The sequence below is a fragment of the Ekhidna lutea genome, assembly GCF_900188325.1.
Taxonomy (GTDB): Bacteria; Bacteroidota; Bacteroidia; order Cytophagales; family Cyclobacteriaceae; genus Ekhidna; species Ekhidna lutea.
In genome coordinates this window covers 363,174-387,831 of the sequence record NZ_FZPD01000001.1, presented here as the reverse complement: position 1 = coordinate 387,831, position 24,658 = coordinate 363,174, and the positions used below count along the sequence as shown (strand labels likewise).

Annotated in this window: 12 protein-coding genes; 3 read left to right on the top strand and 9 right to left on the bottom strand. The window is 41.0% G+C overall.

All coding sequences use genetic code 11. The features are described from left to right. Positions 1–9: 9 nt before the first annotated feature. Positions 10–1,983 (top strand): alpha-ketoacid dehydrogenase subunit alpha/beta, encoded by a 1,974-nt coding sequence (locus tag CHB71_RS01605; protein WP_089355131.1) that lies wholly within the window; start codon positions 10–12, stop codon positions 1,981–1,983. Here CHB71_RS01605 and CHB71_RS01600 read toward each other — a convergent pair. From CHB71_RS01600 to CHB71_RS01585, 4 genes are all read right to left on the bottom strand, one after another. Continuing rightward, complete coding sequence (locus tag CHB71_RS01600) at positions 1,980–12,245, bottom strand: FG-GAP-like repeat-containing protein (protein ID WP_089355130.1); 10,266 nt, start codon at positions 12,243–12,245, stop codon at positions 1,980–1,982. The two genes, CHB71_RS01605 and CHB71_RS01600, sit on opposite strands and share 4 nt — an antisense overlap. 234 nt (positions 12,246–12,479) lie before the next feature. Further along, positions 12,480–17,348: an Ig-like domain-containing protein gene (locus CHB71_RS01595; protein ID WP_144017294.1), complete on the bottom strand. Its 4,869-nt coding sequence runs from the start codon at positions 17,346–17,348 to the stop codon at positions 12,480–12,482. A gap of 12 nt (positions 17,349–17,360) precedes the next feature. Then, on the bottom strand, positions 17,361–18,458 hold the full coding sequence (locus CHB71_RS01590) for a hypothetical protein (protein WP_089355128.1): 1,098 nt from the start codon (positions 18,456–18,458) through the stop codon (positions 17,361–17,363). A gap of 148 nt (positions 18,459–18,606) precedes the next feature. After that, complete coding sequence (locus CHB71_RS01585; protein ID WP_089355127.1) at positions 18,607–19,221, bottom strand: outer membrane beta-barrel protein; 615 nt, start codon at positions 19,219–19,221, stop codon at positions 18,607–18,609. 99 nt (positions 19,222–19,320) lie between these two features. Here CHB71_RS01585 and gldB point away from each other — a divergent pair, with 99 nt between their 5' ends. Continuing rightward, on the top strand, positions 19,321–20,298 hold the full coding sequence (gene gldB, locus CHB71_RS01580; protein ID WP_144017293.1) for a gliding motility lipoprotein GldB: 978 nt from the start codon (positions 19,321–19,323) through the stop codon (positions 20,296–20,298). A 3-nt stretch (positions 20,299–20,301) separates the two neighbouring features. On the opposite strand, the gene CHB71_RS01575 is transcribed toward gldB, so the two are convergent. Continuing rightward, positions 20,302–21,093: an aspartyl/asparaginyl beta-hydroxylase domain-containing protein gene (locus tag CHB71_RS01575; RefSeq protein WP_089355125.1), complete on the bottom strand. Its 792-nt coding sequence runs from the start codon at positions 21,091–21,093 to the stop codon at positions 20,302–20,304. A 98-nt stretch (positions 21,094–21,191) separates the two neighbouring features. Then, the gene (locus tag CHB71_RS01570; protein ID WP_089355124.1) at positions 21,192–22,394 is read right to left on the bottom strand and encodes a glycosyltransferase family 4 protein; all 1,203 of its coding nucleotides are present in this window, start codon (positions 22,392–22,394) and stop codon (positions 21,192–21,194) included. 112 nt (positions 22,395–22,506) lie between these two features. On the opposite strand from CHB71_RS01570, the gene CHB71_RS01565 reads away from it, so the two are divergent. Next, positions 22,507–23,025, top strand: a complete 519-nt coding sequence (locus CHB71_RS01565; protein ID WP_089355123.1) for a hypothetical protein — start codon at positions 22,507–22,509, stop codon at positions 23,023–23,025. Here the strand turns inward: CHB71_RS01565 and nth are convergent. The 3 genes from nth to CHB71_RS01550 form a co-directional block, all read right to left on the bottom strand. Next, positions 23,022–23,666 carry an endonuclease III gene (gene nth / locus CHB71_RS01560; RefSeq protein ID WP_089355122.1) on the bottom strand — a complete coding sequence of 215 codons (645 nt, stop codon included), beginning with the start codon at positions 23,664–23,666 and terminating at the stop codon, positions 23,022–23,024. The two genes, CHB71_RS01565 and nth, sit on opposite strands and share 4 nt — an antisense overlap. A gap of 107 nt (positions 23,667–23,773) precedes the next feature. Next, positions 23,774–24,001, bottom strand: a complete 228-nt coding sequence (locus tag CHB71_RS01555) for an anti-sigma factor (RefSeq protein ID WP_089355121.1) — start codon at positions 23,999–24,001, stop codon at positions 23,774–23,776. Further along, positions 23,976–24,575: an RNA polymerase sigma factor gene (locus tag CHB71_RS01550; protein ID WP_089355120.1), complete on the bottom strand. Its 600-nt coding sequence runs from the start codon at positions 24,573–24,575 to the stop codon at positions 23,976–23,978. Before CHB71_RS01550 ends, CHB71_RS01555 begins: the two co-directional genes overlap by 26 nt. Positions 24,576–24,658: the final 83 nt, after the last annotated feature.

Genomic DNA, 24,658 nt, shown 5'->3' with positions numbered 1-24,658 from the left:
ACTCTACTTATGAAATTTGACCGAAAAGACCGTACTGACGAAGAGTTGCTGGCAATACATGAAGCCTTGGTGACACCAAGATTGATTGAAGATAAAATGCTGATTCTTCTGCGACAGGGAAAAATTAGCAAATGGTTTTCCGGAATCGGTCAGGAGGCCATTTCTGTTGGGGCTGCTCTAGCGCTGGAGAAGGAAGAATACATTCTTCCAATGCATAGAAACCTAGGCGTCTTTACGACCAGAGGAGTTCCTTTCCAAAGGCTATTCTCTCAGTTTCAGGGAAAAATGAATGGCTTCACAAAGGGTAGAGATCGAAGTTTTCACTTTGGTACACAAGACTACAACATTGTAGGAATGATCTCGCACCTAGGTCCTCAACTCGGGATTGCTGATGGGATTGCACTATCTCATTTATTGAGGAAAGAAGAGAAGGTCAGCTTGGTATTCACCGGAGATGGCGGAACCAGTGAGGGGGATTTTCATGAAGCTGTAAACGTAGCATCCGTTTGGAAGCTTCCTGTCATTTTCGTGATTGAGAATAATGGCTATGGTCTTTCTACTCCGAGTCGTGAACAGTTCAATTTCGATTCGTTTGTTGTGAAGGGTCCGGCATATGGCATGGAAGCTTACAGTGTCGAAGGCAATTCCATCCTGGAAGTATTGAATGAGCTGGAGCCGCTGATTGAAGACATCCGTAAAAATCCGCGACCGATCATATTTGAGGCCAAGACCTTTAGAATGAGAGGGCATGAGGAAGCCTCAGGAACCAAGTATGTGCCCAAAGAATTGATGGAAAAATGGGCAAAGAAAGATCCGGTAAAAGGATTCGAAAGCTATCTAATAAAGGAAGGTGTCTGCACTAATGATCAGATTACTGACATTAGAAAAGGCATACAAAAAGAAATTAGTGACGCAGTAAAAGAAGCGTTTGCTGAAGATGCAATAACAGCCAATACCGAAACGGAAGAAGCGGATGTCTATTTTCCGTACAAGCAAAGTGTGATAGAACCAAAAGGTAAGGAATCTGAAAAGCGATTGGTTGATGCTATTTCAGATGGTCTTAGACAATCTTTGGAGAAACATGATGAGTTGATCGTTATGGGTCAAGACATTGCCGACTATGGTGGGGTTTTCAAAATCACCGAAGGATTCATGGAGCAGTTTGGCAAAGAACGCATAAGGAACACTCCACTTTGTGAAGCGGCTATCGTTGGTACCGGGCTTGGCTTAAGCATTGCAGGAATGAAGGCTGTGGTTGAAATGCAGTTTGCAGATTTTGTGACTGAAGGTTTCAATCAAATTGTAAATAACCTGGCCAAGATTCACTATCGCTGGGGCCAAAATGCAGATGTAGTTGTACGGATGCCAACTGGTGCAGGAGTAGGAGCTGGCCCATTTCACTCGCAATCCAATGAGGCCTGGTTTTTTCATACTCCCGGATTGAAAATCGTATATCCTTCCAATCCGCATGATGCGAAAGGATTATTAGCCGCAGCTATCGAAGATCCCAATCCATATTTGTATTTTGAGCACAAGGCGCTTTATCGATCCCTGTCTGGAAATGTACCAGATGCCTACTATACGACGGAGGTCGGTAAAGCTGTAGTCAATCGAGAAGGATCAGATCTTTCTATTATAACATATGGTATGGGTGTCCATTGGGCCAACAAATTAGCTGATGAGTCAGACGCATCAATCGAAATAGTCGATTTAAGAACATTACTTCCATGGGATAAGGAAACTGTTCAGCAGTCCGTTCAAAAAACAGGTCGTGTAATTGTATTACATGAGGACTGTATGACAGGTGGAATTGGGGGCGAGATAGCCGCATGGATTTCAGAAAATTGCTTTGAATCCCTTGATGCTCCAGTGATGCGGGAAGCGAGCCTTGATACTCCTGTACCCTTTGCTGCTGACCTTGAGCGAAATTTTCTAGCCAATTCCAGACTTGAAGCAACAATAAAAAAAGCACTTGAGTATTAGTTTTTTCGAACAATAATCCGATAGCTCACTACATGCCCGTTTCTATCTTCTTTATCATAGATATGTAGCATGTAGATACCTTCTCTATATGCGGAAACATCGATTTCCTCATATCCCTCATAGCCACTTCGGATGTCTTTGGTCCACAATACATTTCCAGATAAATCAACAAGCTGTGCAGCTACATCTTTATCTTTTAGGTGGCGATACTGCATTTTGATCACATCTGCAGTTGGATTTGGATATACCTGTAGATTTTTGAAATATTCAAGTATTAGGCCCAGCACCCTTTCGATACTAACCTGAACCCCATCTTCTGTTACAAAGGCCTCCAACTTGAAGTCTGTATCAGATATTCCTTCTTCTCCAACCTCAAACTGTACAAATGAGCTTTCATCCAACGGAATACCTGGATACTCTACGAAAAAGCGATAAACTCCCTCAGGCAAAGATCCGAACTTAAACTCTCCATTTTGATCCGTCTCTCCATATGCTATGAGTTCAAAATCATCATCGTCCTGTCCGGTTCTTCCTCCAGACCTTTTCCTTCTCAATCCGCATTTTCTCTTGGCTGCCCTTCTTCGAGCATCAATCCTTCCACTGGTCTCACCAAAATCTTCTTCTATTAAAACCTCCAGGGTTCCGGGACCTTCTGTTTCACCAGGAATAAGTGTCATACTAACTTGAAATGCCGTGTCTTTCCTAAAAAGAACCGTATCAGCCTCTACCCACTCAAATGCATCGGCATAGTAGGTAGGCACATATTTTGCCGGATCAGAATCTATTGAGATTAGGTAATCTCCCAGAATTACATCATTGAAAGTGAATGAGCTAGGCTGATTGGTGGCTACTGAAAGTGTATCAAAACCTCTTTCTACCTGAGTGGTCAAAAGCAAATAACCATCAACATTATCTGGTATTAGCTCACCATCATCGTCATTCACATCCACGGAAAAGTCTGCAACAGCAAATACAAACATAGAGTCTACTCTAAGTGTTAAATCCGGAAGACTGTCATTCGTAATTTCAGCTTCAAACTTGCCCATATTGGTATAATCAATTGCTTGAATTTGAAGAATGGTGTCTCCGACCACAAAGTCTTCGCCACTAGTAATGGATGTTTTATTTAACAACCATTGATAGGAATTGAACTCCCCACCAACTGTAAACGTGAGTGAGGTATCATTAAACACTCTAACTAGGAGAGAGTCAGCTACTTTTGTTTCTTCAAATGAAATCTGCGTTTTCTGGTCAGCATAGGTGAAGTTTTGAATACCTCTAAGCGGTTCCAAATCATCAAACTCGAACAAGTTTTGAGAAACGTTCAGGTCATTCAAAGAAACCAGTTCCGACAAATTTCCAATTCCTGTTAGCTCATTATCTGAAATATCAATGACCTCAACTTTAGTTAGAGAATCTGTAAGCGGAAAAGTACCCGTTAGATTATTGTCAGGAATGAGTATCTCTTTCACCCGCTGATTTTCTAAGGTAACGAACTCCCAGTTCTGCAGCCTTGGTTCAGTGGTCCATCCACCATCATTTGTCCAGTTTTCTCCACCGGTGGCATTGAAAATGGTTTCAAGTGCGTTGAAATCAGAAATGGTTTCGAGCTTGATTTTAGTCAACACTGTTGTATCGTTCGAATAATCGGAAGTTTCACTTGCTGAGTTTACAAAGCGAACCCTGTAATAGTATGTGGTACTAAAATCGAGGTTATCTACTATCTTTTTTTGGCTAGTGGTTGAGAAATCCTCATAGCCATCAACAAAGGTTGTGAACTCTGCGTCTGTGGCAACATCAAGTAGATATTCCTGCACATCAAGAGCTTCACTCCAGTTGGCCTGAAATGAAGATGAAGTGATTTTTGACGGAACAAGGGCCAATAACTCTTGTGTAATTGTAACCTCTCCTACCACATCATCTACCCCCACATTACCATTTTGATCAGTAGCCTCTAGTGCTACATCATATACCCCATCGTCAAGGCTTGGGATAGTGCCAGCAGGTAAGGACCAGGTGCTGTCTGCATTTATATTAGTTACGAGATAGGTGCTGTCATTAATTGTTAACTCCAATGTCGCATTGATATCATCAATTAATCCCGTTAGTTCAGGGCTGGTAACGGAAGTACCAATTACATCAACCTCTACAACCGGAGGTGTCACATCTTCTACATATGTAATGGTCTGATTTGCTGCTATATCTGTAAAAGTATTTACATTCCCTGAGGTCCATCTTATCTCTACAGAATCAACGGTTGTCGTAGTGCCAAGACCAAAATGTGTCGTGATCTCGTTTGAGCTCCATAGTCCATTAACTCCTGTCACCTGTTTCATATACCATTGACCTCCATGCTTTATTCGAATTTGTGAACCAATGGCCAATCGGTTTGATTCAGTTCCTTCAAGGTCTATTCTCAAATGGTTATTACCATTTCCATTGTTAGAATACAATGAATTGCTCCTTGAATCATCCGTACTTGAGATGAAAACATCAATAGCCCCATCCTGATTAAAGTCAGCCGTACTTATAGAAGAGAAGATAGATGTTTCCGCAAAAATTTGCTCCGTCTCAGAAACCCGATTAAACGTACCGTCTCCATTACCTGTAAATAAATACGGTTGGCCTCCATCTAAAATCCAAAATAAATCTTCATTTCCATCATTGTTATAGTCCGCTACAGTCAACCCTCTTTGTGCATGAATCTCTTCGCCAAGGAATTCAATATCATCCAATATTTGAGCTATCCCGGTACCATCAAAAAGGAACAACTTGCTTTCCTGGACATTAGCGACAACAATATCCAAATATCCGTTGTGATCAAAGTCTCCAAATGTAGCCCCCCTTGCCGGGAGCATATCAGGATCAATGGCGTTAGATATTTCATATATCCTTTCATATAGGAAATCTCCTTTATTTTCAAATATTTGAATAAACCTGTCTCCACTGGAGATTAAATCCGGCAACCCGTCATTGTTGAAATCCGGAGTAAGGTTTGTCCACCCTGTTAAAAAATAATCTCCATTAATTATTGAGGAGCCATCTCTTATTACTTCAAAATTGCGGTCCCCTTTATTTTCGAGGATAATATCAACATCAGTAACATAAATATCCAATAACCCATCACCATTAATATCAACAGGCGTACTATTAAATGTGAGGGCGTTAAATTCATATGGTGCATCAAAACCACCAGACCCATTTCCGTAGAATAAATAACTACTCGCTTCATTGATGTAATCGCTAACTCCTTCACCGTTCACAAAAGCATCCAGATTGCCATCATTATCAAAATCACCCCAAAATGTTCCTCTGCTTGTATACTCTGCATCGGTAAGTTCATTTGATAATGATACACGGCTAAATACTCCACCATTGTTTTCATACAGATAGTTCTCCTTAGTTACTTTCACAATGTCTATTCCAGCATGCCAGTTTGTGACATATAAGTCGGGATCGCCATCAGCATCGTAATCACCCCATGATCCAGCGTATGAATTTGATGGTTGGTCATCGACAATTGGTCCCGAAGTGACCATATCAAATAGAGGAGCTATGGCTTCAATCGAAACTTCGTCCGATGGCTCAGAATCTAATCCGCCTGAACGAGACAATACTCTATAGTAATAAGTGTTCCCTGACGATACCGTATTATCAATGTATCTTTCAAATTCTCGGAAACCGGTTTCTGATTGAGGATTTGGTACTATGACATCAATTTCGAGATAATTAAGATTATCTCCATCAGAGCGCTCAATCACCCATTCATCTTCATTGGTATTATCTTCCCACATTAACTGAATGGCGCTGCTGCTCACAGTACTAGCGGTGAGGTTTGTCGGTGGATCTTGTGCAGGCTCAGATGCATTCTTTGTGAAGGTCATTCGGATGTCTCCTCCGCAATCCCATGTAAATTCAATGACAAGTGAATCAGAGGCTGGGTAAAACTCTACAATATTGGAAATGACAGTGTTGTTACCGCATCCGGCAACCAGCTCGCCTTGAAAATTAAGTCCATTACACCCTTCTCCCAGTGTCCCAATATTCGGATCCTGGAAACCAAAACCATCACTTAAATAGCTAGCCATGAAATCATTTATTGTATACGTCCCATTGCCATTATCAGTGATTTGAACATTATCATCAAACCCTGACACACCAAAAATTGGGGTGATTTCTTCCACTATTCCTGTCCAGGAGCCGACTGGAAAGTCTGTGAGATTGCTTGGACAATTTTCAATAATCAGTACTTCAGAATATTCTGATTCTATTGACCCCCGGATTGCTTTTACGCGGTAGAAAATACTATCTGACGCGGGTACTTCCCTATCAGATAGTCCTGTGAAGCCTGCCTCAACTAAAGCGACTTCTGAAAAATTTGTGCCATCAACAGACCGCTCAACTGAAAAGCTTGTAGAGTCGTCATTGTTGTGGTGACTCCAGCCAATATTAAAAATAGAATCGGTCACCTTTTCACCCAAGAAAAGATTGAAAGGCGTTGAAATCTCAAGTCCATTATCACCAATTGCAACAGCATCTATTGAATTGAAAGGACCATACCCTTCATTAAAAGGTGCGCTAAATACATTTACTCTGACCTCCGAAACATCATACGCCGTTGTAGGAAAGTTAACTTCTGTTTCAGAGCCATTATTGGCTATGTTAAAGAAATTACTGATCACCTCATATTCACCTGTGTTCGAGTCTTTGGCCTCTATTGAGCTTACGGATCCACTACCAAAAACCCAAACAGTATTGATTGGAGCCGGACTTCCAAAATTTACTTCAATAAATGGTTGATTATCGGCTGCTGCGGGCGCCCAGCCTCTTTCTTGCGCATCAAGCCTTGAAATCTGGTCGGTTGGGTTATCATCCGAGTCAGTCCCTCTATTTGGCAAACCCAATATTTCACTAGCCTGGTAGTCAATAATTTTTGCTGAACTAGTGACCGAATCAACCGCCGAAGCATATCGCCTATCAGTCTCGTTTAGATCAATGCTTACACTTTCCGATGGAATCCCTGCATATAGAAAATTATCTTCCGGCCGATGAACCAGGCAAGTATATACTCCATTGTGCGACTCGTCCAGATTGGTTAGTACCAAAGACGGGCTGACTTCTCCATCTAAAATTTCAGTATCCTTGATCCATTGAAATGCATTGTCCCCTAAGTCACTATTTGTAACAGTCAGAGTTACCGCACCACCGCCGGTAATAACACCACTTACATCCAACGAGTATCTTTCATTTTGCTCATCATATCCGTTTACTGAAACTGAATCATTGTTTACAAGATCAGCATATAAAAGCCTATTCTTTCTTAGATCAATGAATGCGAGATTACCAAGCTCTGGAACAGATGTGATTGCATTACTAAAAAGGTAGACATTTGTAAAAGAGCTTAAATTCTGAAATGAATCAGGAATCGCTCCTGAAAACTGATTCCCCTGAAGGCTAATATGGTAAGCGCTGGTGTAGTTACCTATAAAATCAGGAATGGTGCCACTTAGTGACAAATTGTCAAGCGAGAATTCCTCTATTGAAGTGAGGGCGGCCCACTCAGGCGGAATATTCCCAGTGATACCAGGCATATCCCAAACTCTAAGTCCCTGTAGTTGTGTCAAGTTCCCAAGCTCCGGTGGAAGCTGACCCTCATATTGGTTTCCACCAATATTTAGAAATTTAAGGGTCGTCATTGTACCGAGCTCTGGCGGGATTGGACCACTTAATTCATTACCACTAATTAGTAAAGTATCAAGAGAAGGAATGTTATATATGGCGAGTGGTAAATCTGTAAAATTGTTAAATGCTATTCCCAGATACTTAATTTTTGACAGAGCGCTGATAGCGTCCGGCACACTTTCAAGTTCATTGAAGGTAAAATCGAGTTTCTTCAATTCAGTCAAGCTCCCTATCGCTTCAGGTATCGCTCCTGATAGTTGGTTTTCTGCCAACCCAATAAACTCAAGTTTAGATAGGTTGCTTATTTCGGATGGAATACTCCCAGTAATCTGGTTGCCTCCGAATCCCTCCTGACCTAAATTCAGCACTCTAAGTGAATCTAAATCACCAATTTCAGGTGGAAGAGTGCCAGATAAACCATTCCCTCTCAAATCAAGCCCAATCACTCTGTTATTTTCGACAGATACGCCCAACCATTCTTCTACATATCGACCTGGCTGTAACCAATTGTTATTATCAAACCAGTTATCCCCATTAGTGCTTTGATAAAAGGCGACAAGTGCCAGAGAGTCACTTGCCTGTACAGGCTGAGCCACAATGAAATTCCAACCTGTGACATTGCCACTATCCAGAGAAGAGATGGCATTGAATGTGGCGCCTCCGGTGGCTATGTTATTTTCAATCGTAGCAAAGCGAATATTTACTTCCCCGGAAGCTTTACTGAAAGTACCCGCCAGGCTGTCAACTGTTGAGCTAATTAGTATCGGATCTTCATTTGTGCCATCTGCAATTAAATTATTGACGAACTGAGTGTTATCTGGTGATAATCTTACTCCGGCACCTGGCAAAATTTCAAGCGTCTGATATATATTGCTATGACCTAGCTCAATTGTATCCGCTGCGATTACATGATTGAAATCCGTGCTTTGCTGCACATTTCGTGTACCTCGACTATCACGAATTGTAATTGTCGCATCATCATCAATAAATTCTCCTGATTGAATGACTATGTATCCTAAATCCACATTAGATCCGGAGACATCTACCGTAGGGTTGCCTCCACCCCAAAGCCAAAAGTAGTGGTTAGGCTGACCAATAATCTGATATCCATTGGAGTTGACACGTCCTTCAGCGGCAAATAGTAAGATGTTATTTACATCGCTTTGAATATTGCATGTAGAACTAAATCGCTGCTCGCCAGAGTGACCTGGCAACCCAAATGTGACAAAGGCGTCTTCACCCATGTAATGACCTTTAGGATCCAGAACATAATCTGTGGGAGAATTAAAGTAGAACTCCGCATGATGGAAGTCGAGTGTCATATTCTCATCAAAAATCAAAGAGCCTCTCACATCATTGACAATCCATGGGGAACTATCAGCCCTGACCCTGAAGGTTGGATTATTTGTGACGCCAGTCCAGTCCATATTGGAAAACATAGTTCCACTGGTATTGCCACCATCAGGAACTTCAACTACCTGGCCGGATTGTGTAAATGAATTTTCATCAAAAATGACATTATCATAAAGTCCCGGAATGAGACCTGTGGTGTCTATAACACCCGAAGTAAGGCTCCAGTGTGTTGAATCATACCAGCTTCCACCATCGCCTACCCAATAATATATGCTTCTGAAATGAACATTGTAAGACGATGAAATTAGTTCAATCCCTGGAGCCGATGAGTTCGTCACAAAGAGTTCATAAAGCCCCTCATCTGACTTTTGAAAATCAATGAAATCAAGGATCTGTGTTGTTTCTCCAGCAACATCTACACCGTCTTTTCGCCATTGAAATTCATTCCCTGCATTATTTCCAAAAGCAGATATATCGATTGTAAGATTGTCGCCAAGGAGTAATGTGGTATCGAGCCCAGGATCGTCAAGGTATTGAGGACTTGCATCTATGCCCGGGACACTTAGGTTGGGAATAATATCATCGAAATCAAGGTTATTGCTTGCAATAAACAGATTTGATAATGAGCTGAGACCAGATAAATCTGGTAAACCTGTAAAATTATTATTGCTTATGATTAGCGAGAATAGGTTTGTCAAAGAAGTAAACTCCGACGGTATACTACCCTCCAGATTATTGTTATTTAATTCCAGTTCAGCAAGGTTGCTTAGGTCTCCCAGCGATACCGGTATTTCACCATCTAAATTATTGGAGCTTAGAAAGAGTGCATTTAGATTTATAAGACTTCCAATTTCAATAGGTATTTGATCATAAAGACCATTCCCCTGAAGCTCCAGCCTTGTCAATGCATCAAGGTCACCTAACTGTGGAGGTATCCTACCATTTAGGTTATTATTGTTGAGCTTAAGTTCTAATACTCGCCCTCCAACTGCTGTCACTCCATACCAACTATCTACAGGTCCGGATTTCCAATTGGCATTGTTTCCCCAATTGTCTCCACCGGTTGAATCATATAAAGCTATTAGCGCAAGTGAATCAGCTGCCATCACTGGGCTTGCCTCTTCGGTTATCGTTAAGGTTTGATTTATTGACTGACTTCCAAAGGACTGATGAATTCCTGATGGCCACTCTACAATTACACTATCGATAGTGATTGCATCTCCTATTCCAAAATGAGCAATTAAGCTGTTTTGAGCAAATAACCCGGTTTGAGCTGAAATTTCTCTCATCTGCCAGATATCTCCTCCTCCGATATTTGCTTTGACTCTGATCTTTGCTCCAATAGCAGAGAAATTAGATAGCTGACCTTCAAGTTTTACTTTCAAATAGTTGTTAACATCGTGAGTATTCTCATAAAGAACCCAATCACCATTTCTGGTCACAAAATCCAGCTGACCGTCATTGTTATAATCCGCAAAACTATTTCCATAAAATCCTGAAGCATTCCTGAAAGATCCATCAGTAACCTCTGTGAAGGTGCCGTCTCCGTTATTGAGATATAGGTGATTTGCGGGCTCAAAACTTGTTAACATTAAGTCCAACAAACCATCGCTATTAATATCGCCCCATGAGCTACCAACAGCATTGCCGATCGAGATAACGCCTGTATGTCTTATGAAGTTACCTGCACCGTCATTTTCAAAAAGGACTGGGTCATTAAAGTTGTTGACTACAAAAAGATCTATCGCGCCATCATTATTATAATCGCCCCACGAGCTGCTAAACGAACCGAACGTATCAAAAACAATTTCATTGTCAAAAACTTTACTGAACGAACCATTTCCATTGTTTCGGTAGAGACTATTTGGCTCTGGTGAATTTTGATTTAAAACATAAAGGTCCTGATCTCCGTCACCATCATAATCGGCCCAGGAAGCATGAACTGACCCTTCAAAGTCTGTGGCTATCTGACCAAATGTAACTGCAGACAAGGTGCCGTCTTGATTATTTCTAAATAAGTAATTGACTTCACCTCCTATATTAGCTCCAGCAGTTACATATAAATCAAGGTAACCATCATTATCAAAATCTGCCCATGAATACCCCTGAAAATCACCGGATATTGTTGAAAGCTCTCCTGCATCAAATTCATTAAAATTTCCGAATCCATCATTGGTAAATAGCTTGCTACCTGCAGCTGATGCAAGATAGATATCCAGGTCTCCATCATTATCATAATCCCCAATAGTCGGTCCAAAACTAGTAATATCATTTGAAATTGGGTCTCCAGTTCCCGGGGTGAAGGTTCCATCCCCGTTATTATAAAAGAGACGTGTGTCGCTCAAAGCAAACAAATCCTCAAAACCGTCATTATTAAAGTCACCCCATCCGGATGCTAAATTGGAACCATCACCCTGAAAAGCACTTACTTGAACAGCTTTAAAATAAGTTGTATCCTCTAGTGCAACATTGATATCATTGCTTGAAAGTGTCAATGATGGAGCAGAGGAATTGGTAACTATGAGGTTGTACCTGGCTGAGTCTCCTGCAGAAAAATTCAATATTTGTAAGGTCTCAGTGGTGTCTCCGCTAATATCTATATCGTCTTTTTGCCACTGGTAGGTATTTCCAGCACCAGGGCTTGTCCGAACGATTGTAAAATTATCTCCGACTACTACAGCTGTATCAAGCTGAGACCCAAATTGCTTTTGTGGGCTATAGGTAAAAGCTGAAATACCAATTAATGGGATAATGTCGTCGAATTCAAAATTATTATCTGATATATCAAGTTCAATCAGACTTGACATTACCGTAAGATCCGGAGACCAATAAAGTTCGTTACCCTGCAACTGTAAACTAATCAGTGAGTTAACGTTAGTAATTTCATTGGGGATGCTATCTCTCAGGCTATTTGCGGAAAGATTCAAAGTGTCCAAAGCGTCAGCATTTCCAATCTCACCTGGTATCTGACCAAATAAATTATTGGATGAAAGGTCTAGTTTGGTTACCCTGTTTCCGCTCATGGAAACACCATACCAATTATCGAGGCTTACAGAATCTGTCCAACCAGCACTGTTAATCCATCCGGGACCATTAGTTTCATCATACAATGCCACTAGTGCCAGTGAATCAGCCGTTCGATCTTGGGCCAAACTAAGTGCATTAAAAAATAAGAAGGAAAGAAGTACAAGGACTGACTTCAGGAGGGTAGGTGATAGTGGTTTCATACGTAAGTTCTTTTGGTGAAAAAGTGAACTAAGCCAAAAATTGATTTATGGCTATTTTAAAGGTAGGAGACTTAAACTTTCAATCCAATACCCACAAAGGGGTATATTTCATAATAGTTGAACTATTTGAATAGTCAATTGAACAAATTCAATGAATCGAGGAGCTATTTTTAAAAATCTAAATTGATATGAATATAATGAGCTAAATATCAGACACTTCCGGTGTATAAATCTTTATTCCCTAACGATGATCCGATAGCTCACTACATGCCCATTTCGATCCTTTTTGTCATAGACATGAAGCAGGTAGATCCCTTCTTCATAGTTGGATACATCTATTTCTTCATAACCTTCATAACCACTTCGTATGTCTTTGGTCCACAATACATTTCCAGACAAATCGACCAGCTGGGCGGCAACATCTTTATCTTTTAGGTGTCTGTACTGCATTTTTATCACATCACTTGTTGGATTTGGATATACTTTCAAATCTTTAAAATATTCCAGTATTAAGCCCAATACACGATCAATGGCTACCTCAATGCCTTCTTCGGTCACAAATGCCTCAAGCTTAAACTCAGTGTCACTTATACCAAGCTCACCAACTTCAAACTGAACCACGGATGATTCATCAAGCGGAATTCCCGGATATTCAACGAAGAAGCGATAAATACCTTCCGGGAGGAAGCCAAACTTAAACTCCCCATTCTCATCAGTTTCTCCATAGGCAATCAACTCAAACTCATCATCGTCCTGCCCGGTTCTTCCTCCGGATCTTTTTCTTCTCAAACCACACTTTCTCTTAGCTGCTCTTCTTCGAGCATCGATTCTGCTACCTTCCTCTGGAAAATCTTCCTCAATTAAAACGTCAAGTACTCCAGGACCTTCGGTATCACCAGGTACTTCTGTCATTATTACCTGTACAGATACCGCTTCTCTAAATTCTAATGTGTCAGCGAAAACCCATTCAAACGCATCTCCAAAATAGGTAGGAATAAATAGTTGCTCATTACTCGGTTCAATACCGCATAGGTAATTTCCCAGCACAACTCCTGGAAACGTAAATGTGCTTGCAACATTTTCCGCTACTTCGAGAGTGTCAAAGCCCTGCTGTCTTCTCACAGCCTCTAATAGATACCCAGATACTTCATCTACCAGAGGATCATTGTTTCCGTCCACAATGGTCATATCCAAATCCGCGATGGCATAAACTATTTGTGGTATAACTTGAAGTGTGAGTTCAGGGAGTTGTGAATTTGTTACCGTCGCAGAAAACTCTCCCATATTGTCATAGTCAATCGCTACAATGGTAACGGCCGAATCTGCAATATTAAAATCTGTACCTTGTGTTATTGCTACTCCATTTCTTAAGAAACTGTAGGTGTTGTTAGATGAGCCTTCTACACCAACTACCAGGGTTATATCAGCAAGGTGAGGGGTTTTTATAGGATCTCCACCTGTGGCTTCCTCAAAAAGTACGTCAGCTTGAGGAGCATATGTGAGACTTGTAATTCCTATTAGTGGCTCAAGATCTCCAAAATCAAGTGCGTTTGTAGATACATCTAAGTCTGAAATGCTTGTGCCGGTAAAGTCCATCAATCCGGAGATTAGATTATCTCTCACATTCATTGAAGTCATTGCAGTTAATCCCCCAACTGCTCCATCGATAAATGGGTTAGGCATAGCTCCATCAGCACCCCTTCCACTGATATCTATCTGCTCAACTCTCAATTTCGACGCATCTAAAGTGATTCCATCCCAGTCCCTCATCCTGGCAGATTCCCAATTGACCGGGTTCGACCATCCAGATCCATCCAGTGCAGAATAAATCTGGACAAGAGCAGTAGAGTCAGCAATAGTTTCAGGATCAATTGATGACTTTACTGGTACTGTATTAGAATTTGAAGAAACCTCATCTGCCGTATTTACCAGTCTAACCCGATAGTAATAGCTAGTCGCAAAATCTAATCCACTAACAACTGCTGAGGTGGCAGTCGTCTCGAAACTTTCAAACCCCGAAACAAACGTTGAGAAATCGCTGGTTGAAGAAACATCTAATTCGTAATTAAGCACATCCTCACCCTGGCTCCATCTTGCATTGAAAGTATTTGAAGTAATCGCAGTGGCTGAAAGGGCGAGTAGTGTGGAAGTGATGATCAACTCATCATCAGAAGCATCTACTCCTTGATTTCCAAGTGAATCAGTTGCTGTGACAATAACAGAATATGTACTATCTACTAGTCCCGGTGTAATGGTTGCAGCAGCTAAGGTCCACGTATTATCTCCATTATTGACTGCCGCATAATTATTCCCGTCAACGCTCACATCAACGGTGGCATCCGGGTCGTCCACCGTTCCTGATAATTCAGGGCTGGAAATGGATGTAGCCAAAAAATCAACCGCTACAGTAGGCGCTGTTCCGTCAATTCTTAGCTCATTTATTGTCGAATCTGTGCCCGAATTACCAGCAAAATCTGCTAAAACATCCACGTCATAAATCCCGTCCACTAGGTCAGGGGTGATAGTGCCAGCAGCTAACGTCCATGTACTATCTCCATTATTTGTAGCGCTGTATGTCGATCCATCAACGGTAACATCAATTGTGGCACTAGGGTTGCTAATCGTTCCTGACAGCTCGGGACTTCTGTTATTTGTGGAAAGAACATTTACACTTACATTGATGTCTATGATTACCGTCAACTCATCAATGGTTTGATCGACTACCGGGCCTTCAATGCCTCGATCTGCCGATGCAATGATATCGTAAGTCCCCGCAATCAGAGGCGGACTAATTGTCCCATCAGGCAAAGTCCAGGTACTGTCTGCATTTACCGTAGCACTGTAGGTGTTTCCATCAACGATTACATCAACACTGGCGGTAATATCCGATACCGTCCCGGTTAGTTCAGGGGTAGTATCAAATGTTGTAAGTGAATCGATCGTAATTGTCAGTATGTCAACAATAGTTAACTCGTTTGCAGTTTGATCATTTACGGGACCTTCAATCCCTCTATCAGCAACGGCCTGCACTTCGTATATTCCAGTGGCTAATGCAGGGTTGATCGTACCCGCTGAAACTTGCCATGTTTTATCCCCATTCACAATGGCAGCATACGTCGAACCATCCACGGTAACATCAACTGTAGCTGTGGTGTCAGTCACCGTGCCTGTTAGCTCGGGGGTGCTCTCAGAGGTAATTAGTGCATCAACTGTTACCTCAAGCACATCTATTGTCAGCTCATTGGAGGTTGCATCTGTACCTACATTTCCGGCTGAGTCTGTTGCCTGCACTACCAAATCGTAAACACCATTGGTCAATGGGGGCGATATAAGTCCTGCATTTAAGACCCAAACGCCTGCAGCGATACTGGATGCAGCATAGGTAGATCCATCGACAGTAATATCAACTGATACACTATCATTATCCACCGTTCCTGTTAATGCTGGACTTGTATCAACAGTAGTTAACGGATCAATGGTAACTACTGGTGCGGTAATATCATAGCGTATTTCAAATGTATTTGCATTAGGAGATGGAGTGCCATCTGATTGGGCAAAAGCTGCACTATCAGCTATATCTATCGTGATTAACCCTTCAGTGGACAAATCCAATAAGAAAGTATAGGTTGAATCGTTAACCGTATTGAATGACCCGCCCTGAACCGACCCTCCGCTTGAAACTGAAATGTCGGTCTGGTCAAACGAATTAACCGCCTCCCCAAAAGTAACTGTCATATTCAATGGGCTGGTGTTTGTTGGCAATGGCTCTGCACTAGTAATTGTTGGAGGATCCATATCAACCACCTGCAGTGGTCTTGACTCTGTTAATCCCCATTCTCCATCTGCATTTCTGGCTCTGAAATGAATTTGATAATTACCTACTGATACTGTATCCGTATCCAGAATAACATTCTCATTTACTTGCTGACCAGGAGTAGCGACCGTAACAGGTGAGGCATTACCAACTCCAGGATCAGTACCAATAAAATATTCAAACTCCACTATATCATTCACAGCTCCTGCTTCGTCTACAAAAATTAATCGTGTTTCTGTAGTCCCCCAGGTGCCACTCTCTGACCTGACCCGCATCCCCAAAACATGAAATCCTGGCAACAATCCATTTGTGGTTAAATTTTCAACAATAGATATAGAATTGCCCGAAGAAAATCCCGTGATTTGGTTGGCACTCCCTACGCCCGGATCTGCGTCAAAGAAATACTCGATTTGATCAACGTTAATCACACCTTGGGTTTGATCGACAAAGATCAATCGTGTTTCTGTAGTCCCCCAGGCTCCCCCTTCTGATCGCGCACGCATACCTAATGTATGAAAACCAAATGACAGAGTGTCTGTATTAAGCGACTCTACAATTGACACACTATTAGTCGCTGAAAATGGAGCGACTTGTGAAGCACTTCCAACGCCCGGATCCACATCAAAGAAATATTCAATTTGATCAACATTTATAATGCTTCCTGCATCAGACTGATCAACAAAAATCAACCGTGTTTCAGTAGTCCCCCACGCACCTCCAACAGCCCTGGCTCGCATACCCAATAGGTGAAAACCAAAGGACAAGGTGTCAGAATTCAGAGATTCCACTATTGCAATGCTGTTCCCGGCTGTAAATGGGGAAACTTGAGATGCGCTTCCTACACCAGGATCAACATCAAAGAAATACTCGATTTGATCAACATCTACTATTGAACCTGCATCAGATTGATCAACAAATACTAAACGTGTTTCCGTGATTCCCCATTGGCCGGCAGAACGCAAAGCTGGGTCTATCATAAGAAAGGGACGAACGATTTGAGTGCCAGTATCCAACACATTATACTTCGGATTGGTAGCAACATTTCTGGCCCTAACTCCCAGTGTATGAAAGCCTGTTGATAAGCCAGATGTTGATAACAGTTCAACCAGGGAGATTGTAGAATCAGGAGTACCAATGATGATCGGTGATGCGCTTCCGAAACCCGGATCCACATCAAAGAAATATTCCATATCAAATATTTCCAATGTATCCTGGGCGTTGATCTGATGCGATGCAAAGAGCATCAGGCTGGCTATAAATAGCTTCGATAAATAGTTAGACAATCTCATAAGAGTGTCTGATTAATTACCCTCTGCCTCTATGGTAGCATTGGTATCCGTACCTTCCTGAATAATCTCTGGTAACCTCAGAACCTGTATCACGGGCAATGGTGAACCTGTAGAGCTATAGGGTATGGTACCTCCCGATACACCAATGTCGTTTCCATCGTTTCCAGCACCAATAGCAGGTGATCCTGTATCCGGGGACGGATCATAGGTGAAATCCCAGTCATCCACGATTGGCACATTAACCAATAGCGGGTCTGTATTGATTAAATCTCCGTTAGAAGTATTCCCATTTCCAGTTGGAATCGTGTCATTGACAGCTCCAAAAGTTATGTTATTGTTAAAAGTACTATTCCCAACATCCCCACCAGTTGCATCAGTGATCGGTTGTCTTCCTAAAAAGATATTGTTTGAAATGGTACTGGTTTGCATATCATTAAAAGCAAAATCTGTTGTAGAGCCATTACCTAAGAATAAATTGTTTTTAATAATAGCATCAGTAACACTGATTGAGCCATATCCTCCACTAGATGTAGTATTGGAACCCATGATAATATTATTAGTAATTACTACTGAAGTACTACTTACATAGGTGTCTCTGAGGTTAATAACATGATTTGAACCTTGCAAATTTTGACCTAGGATACAATTTCTAATGATGATACTGCTAACCGTTGTTTGACCACAACAATTGCTCCCCTCAATTTCATCAATCTCTCCATTTTCAATGAAAATATTTCCAAGAGAACCGGTTGCACTCGTTCCTATGAATAATGTGGCAATGTTAATTCCAGATAAACGTGTTCCAAATACACCTACATCAATTGTGACATTCGTAACAAATACTACACTTGGCTGCTCTTTATTCGGGTTATATCCTATCCCGAAAAATGTGAGACTATCCTTAGTAACAGTGAAGTTTGGATAGGTGAACTGACTAGGTATTACGTGTATAATATCTCCAGGACTTGCTGCTGCTATAGCAGACGTTACGTCCGCAAAAATGTGCGCTCCAGTGGGGGCGGTTGGTCTGTTATCGGCAATCCAGATGTTTTGAGAAAATCCAGCAAAAAATGCAACCAGAAGGAAACTAAGGCTTATTAATCTTTTCATGATCGTAGTGGTTTGAGTGGGAAGACTCCTATCAATTTACTAATAAAGACCCATAAGAAGTCCTTATTTCCCGATCATTCGATGAAATACTGTAAAAAATGTAATAAAGCCCATCCAGGCCTTGTAGACCAGAATAATGGTGGGAATATTAGAATTTCACACCAAAATCAATTGAAAATATGGTGTTTAAAATTTGCAAATCTTCATTACCAGCAGCTGCTTCATTTACGGTATTGACTAATCCTCTTTGATATGAAAACCCACCAAACAGTGTGGTATTTATACCTGCCCGAAACTCCACGCCACCTCCAAGGATTACCGGAATATCAATGGGAGTGAAACTTTCAACTGTATCATACGAAGGATCACCTGCCTCATCAAATACTTTTATTTCCAGCCCTGAACCGATGAGCAAAAATGCCTTTAAGTCAGGTGCCATTTCGTTAGTAAATAACTTGAGCGTAGCTGGTATTTGAAGGTATTGAAGCTTGTACTCCTCTTCTAGTGTATTATCCGCCGAGCGAAAGGCAGCCCTTTTGGGCAAGTATACCAACCCGGTACTCAGGTAATAGGTGTCCGATAAGGCTTGATCTGCGATAAGCCCTACGGAAAACTTCATTTTCGTCCCGTCGTTCTCAACAGTTTGAGCATCATTTTTAGCTCTGTTTGCTGTGACAATTGGGGCTAGTTTTAAGCCTAGCTTTATCTGTGCCAGTGATCCAATTGATGCAAGTAGTAGAAGTGAGAAAATAAATTGCTTCATGCTTGTTATTCATTATTAAGATTCACATTGAGACAAAAACCTGGCTCAATGAATAAAACAGCTAATGCCTGTCTACATTTGCCGTCAAAAATAGATAGTATGCGAGCAGTCCTCCTAATGATTTGTATTGTTTTATTAGCCTCCTGCACTAGTCAACAATGTAGAGAGTCTGTAGAGCCTGAAACTATAGCTTTAAAAACGGAGAGATTGGAGCTGGAACTTTTTGAAAGCAAGTCTGCAACTGATGTTGAAGGTTTCTTAGAGAGTCACCCGGATTTTGCCCAGCTCTTTCTTCATGCAGATCAATATCCAGCGGATTCTATTTTAGCAAAACGAATGTTTGGGTTGATCCAAAACCCTTCAATTGATACTTTATATGAGGAATCTGTTAATGCCTTCGAAGACTTTGACAAAGTTGTTAAAGCACTTGAAGAGGGTTTAGGCCGACTCAAAGTTTACTATCCTAATGCTCCTTCTCCTGTGATTCAGACATGCGTCACTGGTTTATACAATGACCTGTTTATATCAAACGAGCATATTATGATTGGAATGGACTTTTTTGTTGGTCCTGAGGCAACCTATAAGCCACAGCAAATTCCTAACTATATACTTCAGAGATACACAACCGAACATCTTGCTGCCAGCATCCTACAGTTTATTTCAAGTCAATACATTCAAAATACCAAAGGGGAAAGTATGTTAGCTGAAATGATTGATTTCGGAAAATCATATTATCTGTTAAGTAAAATCCTTCCATGCACTGAAGAAAACATTCTGATAGGATATACCGATGAAGAATGGGGTGATATTTTTGAGCATGAGAATATCATCTGGGCAAACTTTGTTGAAAATGAGCTCTTATTTGAGACCAGTCACCAAATCAAACAGAAATTTATAGGTGAACGGCCGACTGTCTATGAAATTGGAGATAAGTGTCCTGGGCGTATAGGGAGATGGGTTGGCTGGCAAATAATAAATGCCTATGCACAAAATACCGGAGCAACGGTTAAGGAAATAATGGCCGAAACCGATTACAATTTAATTTTTTCAAAGTCAGGCTATAAACCCGGAAGGTAGAGTTTATGTCTCGCTTTTCGCTGGAATCTTTACAACTGCATTTTTAGCGATATTTCGTGCCTGCTTCGTTTGATATGCAAGTGTTAACAAGAGCCTGTTGAACCAGTCGAGCCAAAATGGAAATTTTCTGACTACATCGATAAATAGCACCACCCTGATCTTATCAGATTCATTTGACGCCTCATGAAGATAGTTGTCGTTGAACATAATACCTTCTCCTTCCTTCCAAAAATATTTTTCACTCCCCTCCATACTTACATCCCTAATCTTTTTCTTGTTCTCTGCTATATCGTCGTTGATTCGGATCCAGCAGCTTTTGTCAAGATTATTATCAGGAATAATAAGTCCGAGATGATAACGAAGAAACCCTTGATAATATCCTTTATGCGGTTTGATATACTGATTCGGGTCAAGAATTGAAAAGAAGGCTTGCTTCACACGGGGTGTTTTTCTGAGTAATCTGGCTGTTTCCGGGCACTGATCACAATTTTCCCCAATAAATCGGCCGGACTTCAACATAAAAGTCTTCCACTTAATCGCATGCACTCCTCCCTTAGTTTTATTTTTCCCATCTAACCCTCCAATGTCAGTGATGTGCTCTTTGTATTCGAGAACTTTCAAACACTCCTTTTTAATAGCTTCAGCGTTTTCTTCCAGTAGTTTAAAAGCCGGGTAGTCTTTGTTATAATCGTAAATGAATGCTGGTGTGCGATTGATCCATCCTCTCCTTTCAAGCATCAGCATGAAATTGTTTACTCTTTTGAGTGGATCTTTTTTTTTCTTCTTTTTGGTCATTTACACTGAAAAAATATCACTTAGAACAATGATTACAAAAGTGGGGATAATATAGCTAAAAAGAGATGGGAAATAATCTAAAGATAAACCATAGTTGCCTAGGCAGTAAGGATATACACCTCTGAATCTGTCACCTCAAACTTGTATTCGTTGTTGAGGATTTTCAGAAGCTTGGTGATCTGAATGTCTTTGTCGTAGTAAAGCTCTGCGAGTTTTCGGCCATTTCGTTGATACTTGGCTAGTAGTTCAGGAGAATCCAAAAAGACCTTTAGCTTTCGGACAAACTCCGTTTTGGAATATGGGTTGTGGTGGAAGCCGCATTTGTTCTTTTTGATCAGGATTTTGATCCAGCCATCAAAATTGATGATGGTAAGCTTACCTGCTGCAAGAGAATCAAATAGTTTATTCGGACTACCCGTGCCCAACACCTTCACATCTTTGAAAGAAACGTATACAGCATCGCTTTTGGCTAGTAGGTTTTTCACGCATTGCTTGCTGGAATGCGGATAGAAAGAGACATTCTTTAGTCTTTTTGCTAATGACTTCAATCGCTTCAACTCAGAACCATACCCAATAATGTTAAAATGCACTGGTAGATTTTCTTCTCTCGATTGCTTTGCTGCATCAATAAAATACTCCAATTGATTTGCCTTCCCCAGCGCTCCACAATAGGTGATTTGAAACTGGTTATTTTCACTGAAATCTCCTACACTATAATCTGCGTCAAAAAATGAACAATCCGCCATATTAGGTATTACATACACTTTGGTGTGTGGACTGACACGCTCTATATAGTTGCGAATAGCGGGAGAAAGTGCGATAACCTTATCCGCTTCAAAGTAGAATCTTTTTTCGAGAGAATAGAGCCACTTCTTTACAAAATGGTTTTTGATAACCCCCATTTTAACAGGCGCTTCCGGCCACAAATCACCTACCTCAAAATAGTATGGAAGATCTAGTTCTTTTTTTAGATAGGTTGCAATAAACCCTGTTGTCAGAGGAGTGGTCATCACATAAGCAAGGTCGTGTTTGGAAAGTTTTTTAGCTTCCTTTCTGGCAAACCTTACAAAGAGATAAAACGCCCAGATTCGTTGAAAAAAGCCATAACTATTATCGTAAAGGACAGGTAAGTAGTGTACTTCTATACCATCTATTTTTTTGACTTCATAGGAGGCATTATGTGCGGTAATCATCGTCACCTCATGACCAGCATCTACTAATCCTTTAGCCAGATAGTAGGATCGGATAGAACCTCCCTCCTCGGGAGTTTTGAAATATTGATGGACGTAGAGAATTTTCACACCTTAAAGATCATTGATTATTAAAAAGAATTTTTTTCTTTTCGAGTAACTGTCTTATTCATTCGTTTACTTTAACTATAGAACAGTTCGACCTCTGGATCCCCAAAATAATATGAAAAAAAACATAACTCTTCTATTCGTTACGTTAACAACGTATTTTGCTTTCGCGCAGGATGTCACCCAAAAAGGCTCCTGGCTTTTAGAATTGGGAACGTCTCCCTTTCAAAACAACAACCTTAAACAGGGAGGTTCTACCGGTTTGAATCTGTTTTCATCCGAAGGAATTACACTTTTTTCTATTGGGGCCGATGCTGGATGCTTTATAGAGGACAGGGCTGCATTGAAGTTTGGACTTGGGTATACTAAAATTGAAGATGCCGATTATATCACTTACAAAACGGGCTTTAAGTACTATACGAAATGGAACACCCCTATTCAAATCGATATTAATGGAAGCACCACCGGATCCAAGGTTGAACCATTGTGGTTGGGTTTTCAGCTAGGATATGCTGCTTTTCTAAATAAGAATCTTTCTTTTGAGCCTACAATGAGATACAACGTAAGCTTAAATGAACAATTTTCAGATCAGGGAATATTTGAACTTAATTTCAATTTTGTGATCTTTCTTTAGAGTTTGTTCTTCTCAAAGTACTTACAGAAGTGAATAATCTCACACTTTTCACATTGAGGTTTTCTGGCCAGACAGACATATCTGCCATGCAAGATCAGCCAGTGATGCGCTCGTGAGATGTACTCTTCAGGAATATGTTTTACAAGCTGCCTTTCAACCTCCAGAGGAGTTTTGGCTGTTTGGGTAACTAACCCCAATCTTTTTGATACTCTAAACACATGCGTGTCCACAGCCATCGCTGGCTGATTGTACAGTACAGACACTATTACATTGGCTGTCTTCCGTCCAACTCCTTGAAGAGAAGTCAGCTCTTTGATCGTTGTGGGAATTTCTGAGTTGAATTCCTCCACAAGCTTCTTACTTAATGCAAGGAGGTGCTTCGTCTTATTGTTCGGATAGGACACGCTGCGGATATAAGGGAACAACTCATCAAAGTGGCTGGAGGCCATATACTCTGGAGTTGGAAAATCACGGAACAGAGCAGGCGTAACTTTATTGATCCTTGCGTCTGTGCACTGTGCGCTAAGCACGACTGCAACAAGTAGCTCAAACGGATTGGAGTATTGCAACTCGGTTTCCGGTTGGGGATAAGATTCTGAAAAGTATTTGACGAATGCTTCGTACCGCTCCTTCTTGGTCATATAACCAAAAATAGAGTAGAATAAACTGTCAGGTTGAGCCTGTCGAAACCTTTTTTATATGAAAGACACTTCGACAAGCTCAGTGTGACACTGAGTTTTATTCTACACTAAATCGACTGAAGGTTTTTCGATGCGTAAAGAATCCTGGAAACAACATCACTCGGCGCTTTAAATGTCACAGCATCCAAAGCAAATTTTGCTTCTTCCAATTCATCCAGTCTTGCTCGGAGTTCCATGTCAGCACACAGCGATTCTCTCATCTCCAATCGCTCGTCCTCATTTAGCTCGTCGTATAGAAATCTTACTAAATCATTTTCTGTAAAGGTTTTTGTCATACGCGTTTTGGGTTTGCTCAAACTTTTTTCTCAAGTTTATCAAAGCATACCTCATCCTTCCTAGCGCCGTATTGATACTTACATCTGTTGCATCAGCAATTTCCTGGAAGCTCATTTTCATGTAGTGTCGCATAACCAACACCTCACGCTGTGAGTCCGGTAAATCTTTGATGTAGGCTTTCAGAAGGTTGTAGGTATCTTGTTTGATATGTTCTTCTTCAATAGACGACTCTGAGAAATCAAGCGTATTAAACACGCTGCTTCCATCCTCCATCACGATCATCGGATAGCGCTTCGCTTTTCGAAAGTGGTCTATGGACAGGTTATGAGCGATTCTGAGAATCCATGGAAGAAATTTTCCTTCCTCATTATACCTGCCGGATTTGATGGTACGAATAGCCTTAATGAAAACCTCCTGCATGAGATCTTCGGCAGTGTACCTGTCTTTTACTATTAAATAGATAGTGGTAAAAACCCTGTCTTTATGACGATTGAGGAGTTCCTCAAATGCCTCTTCGTTTCCTCCAATGTAGAGGGATAGCAATTCGCTATCATTCAAACTTGTCTTATTCATGTAATTCACCTGTTTGTTAACGTAGAGGTCTATATCATATTGTGGGGTTTAGGGTTAGAAATAATTTATCGCGGCAAGAATAT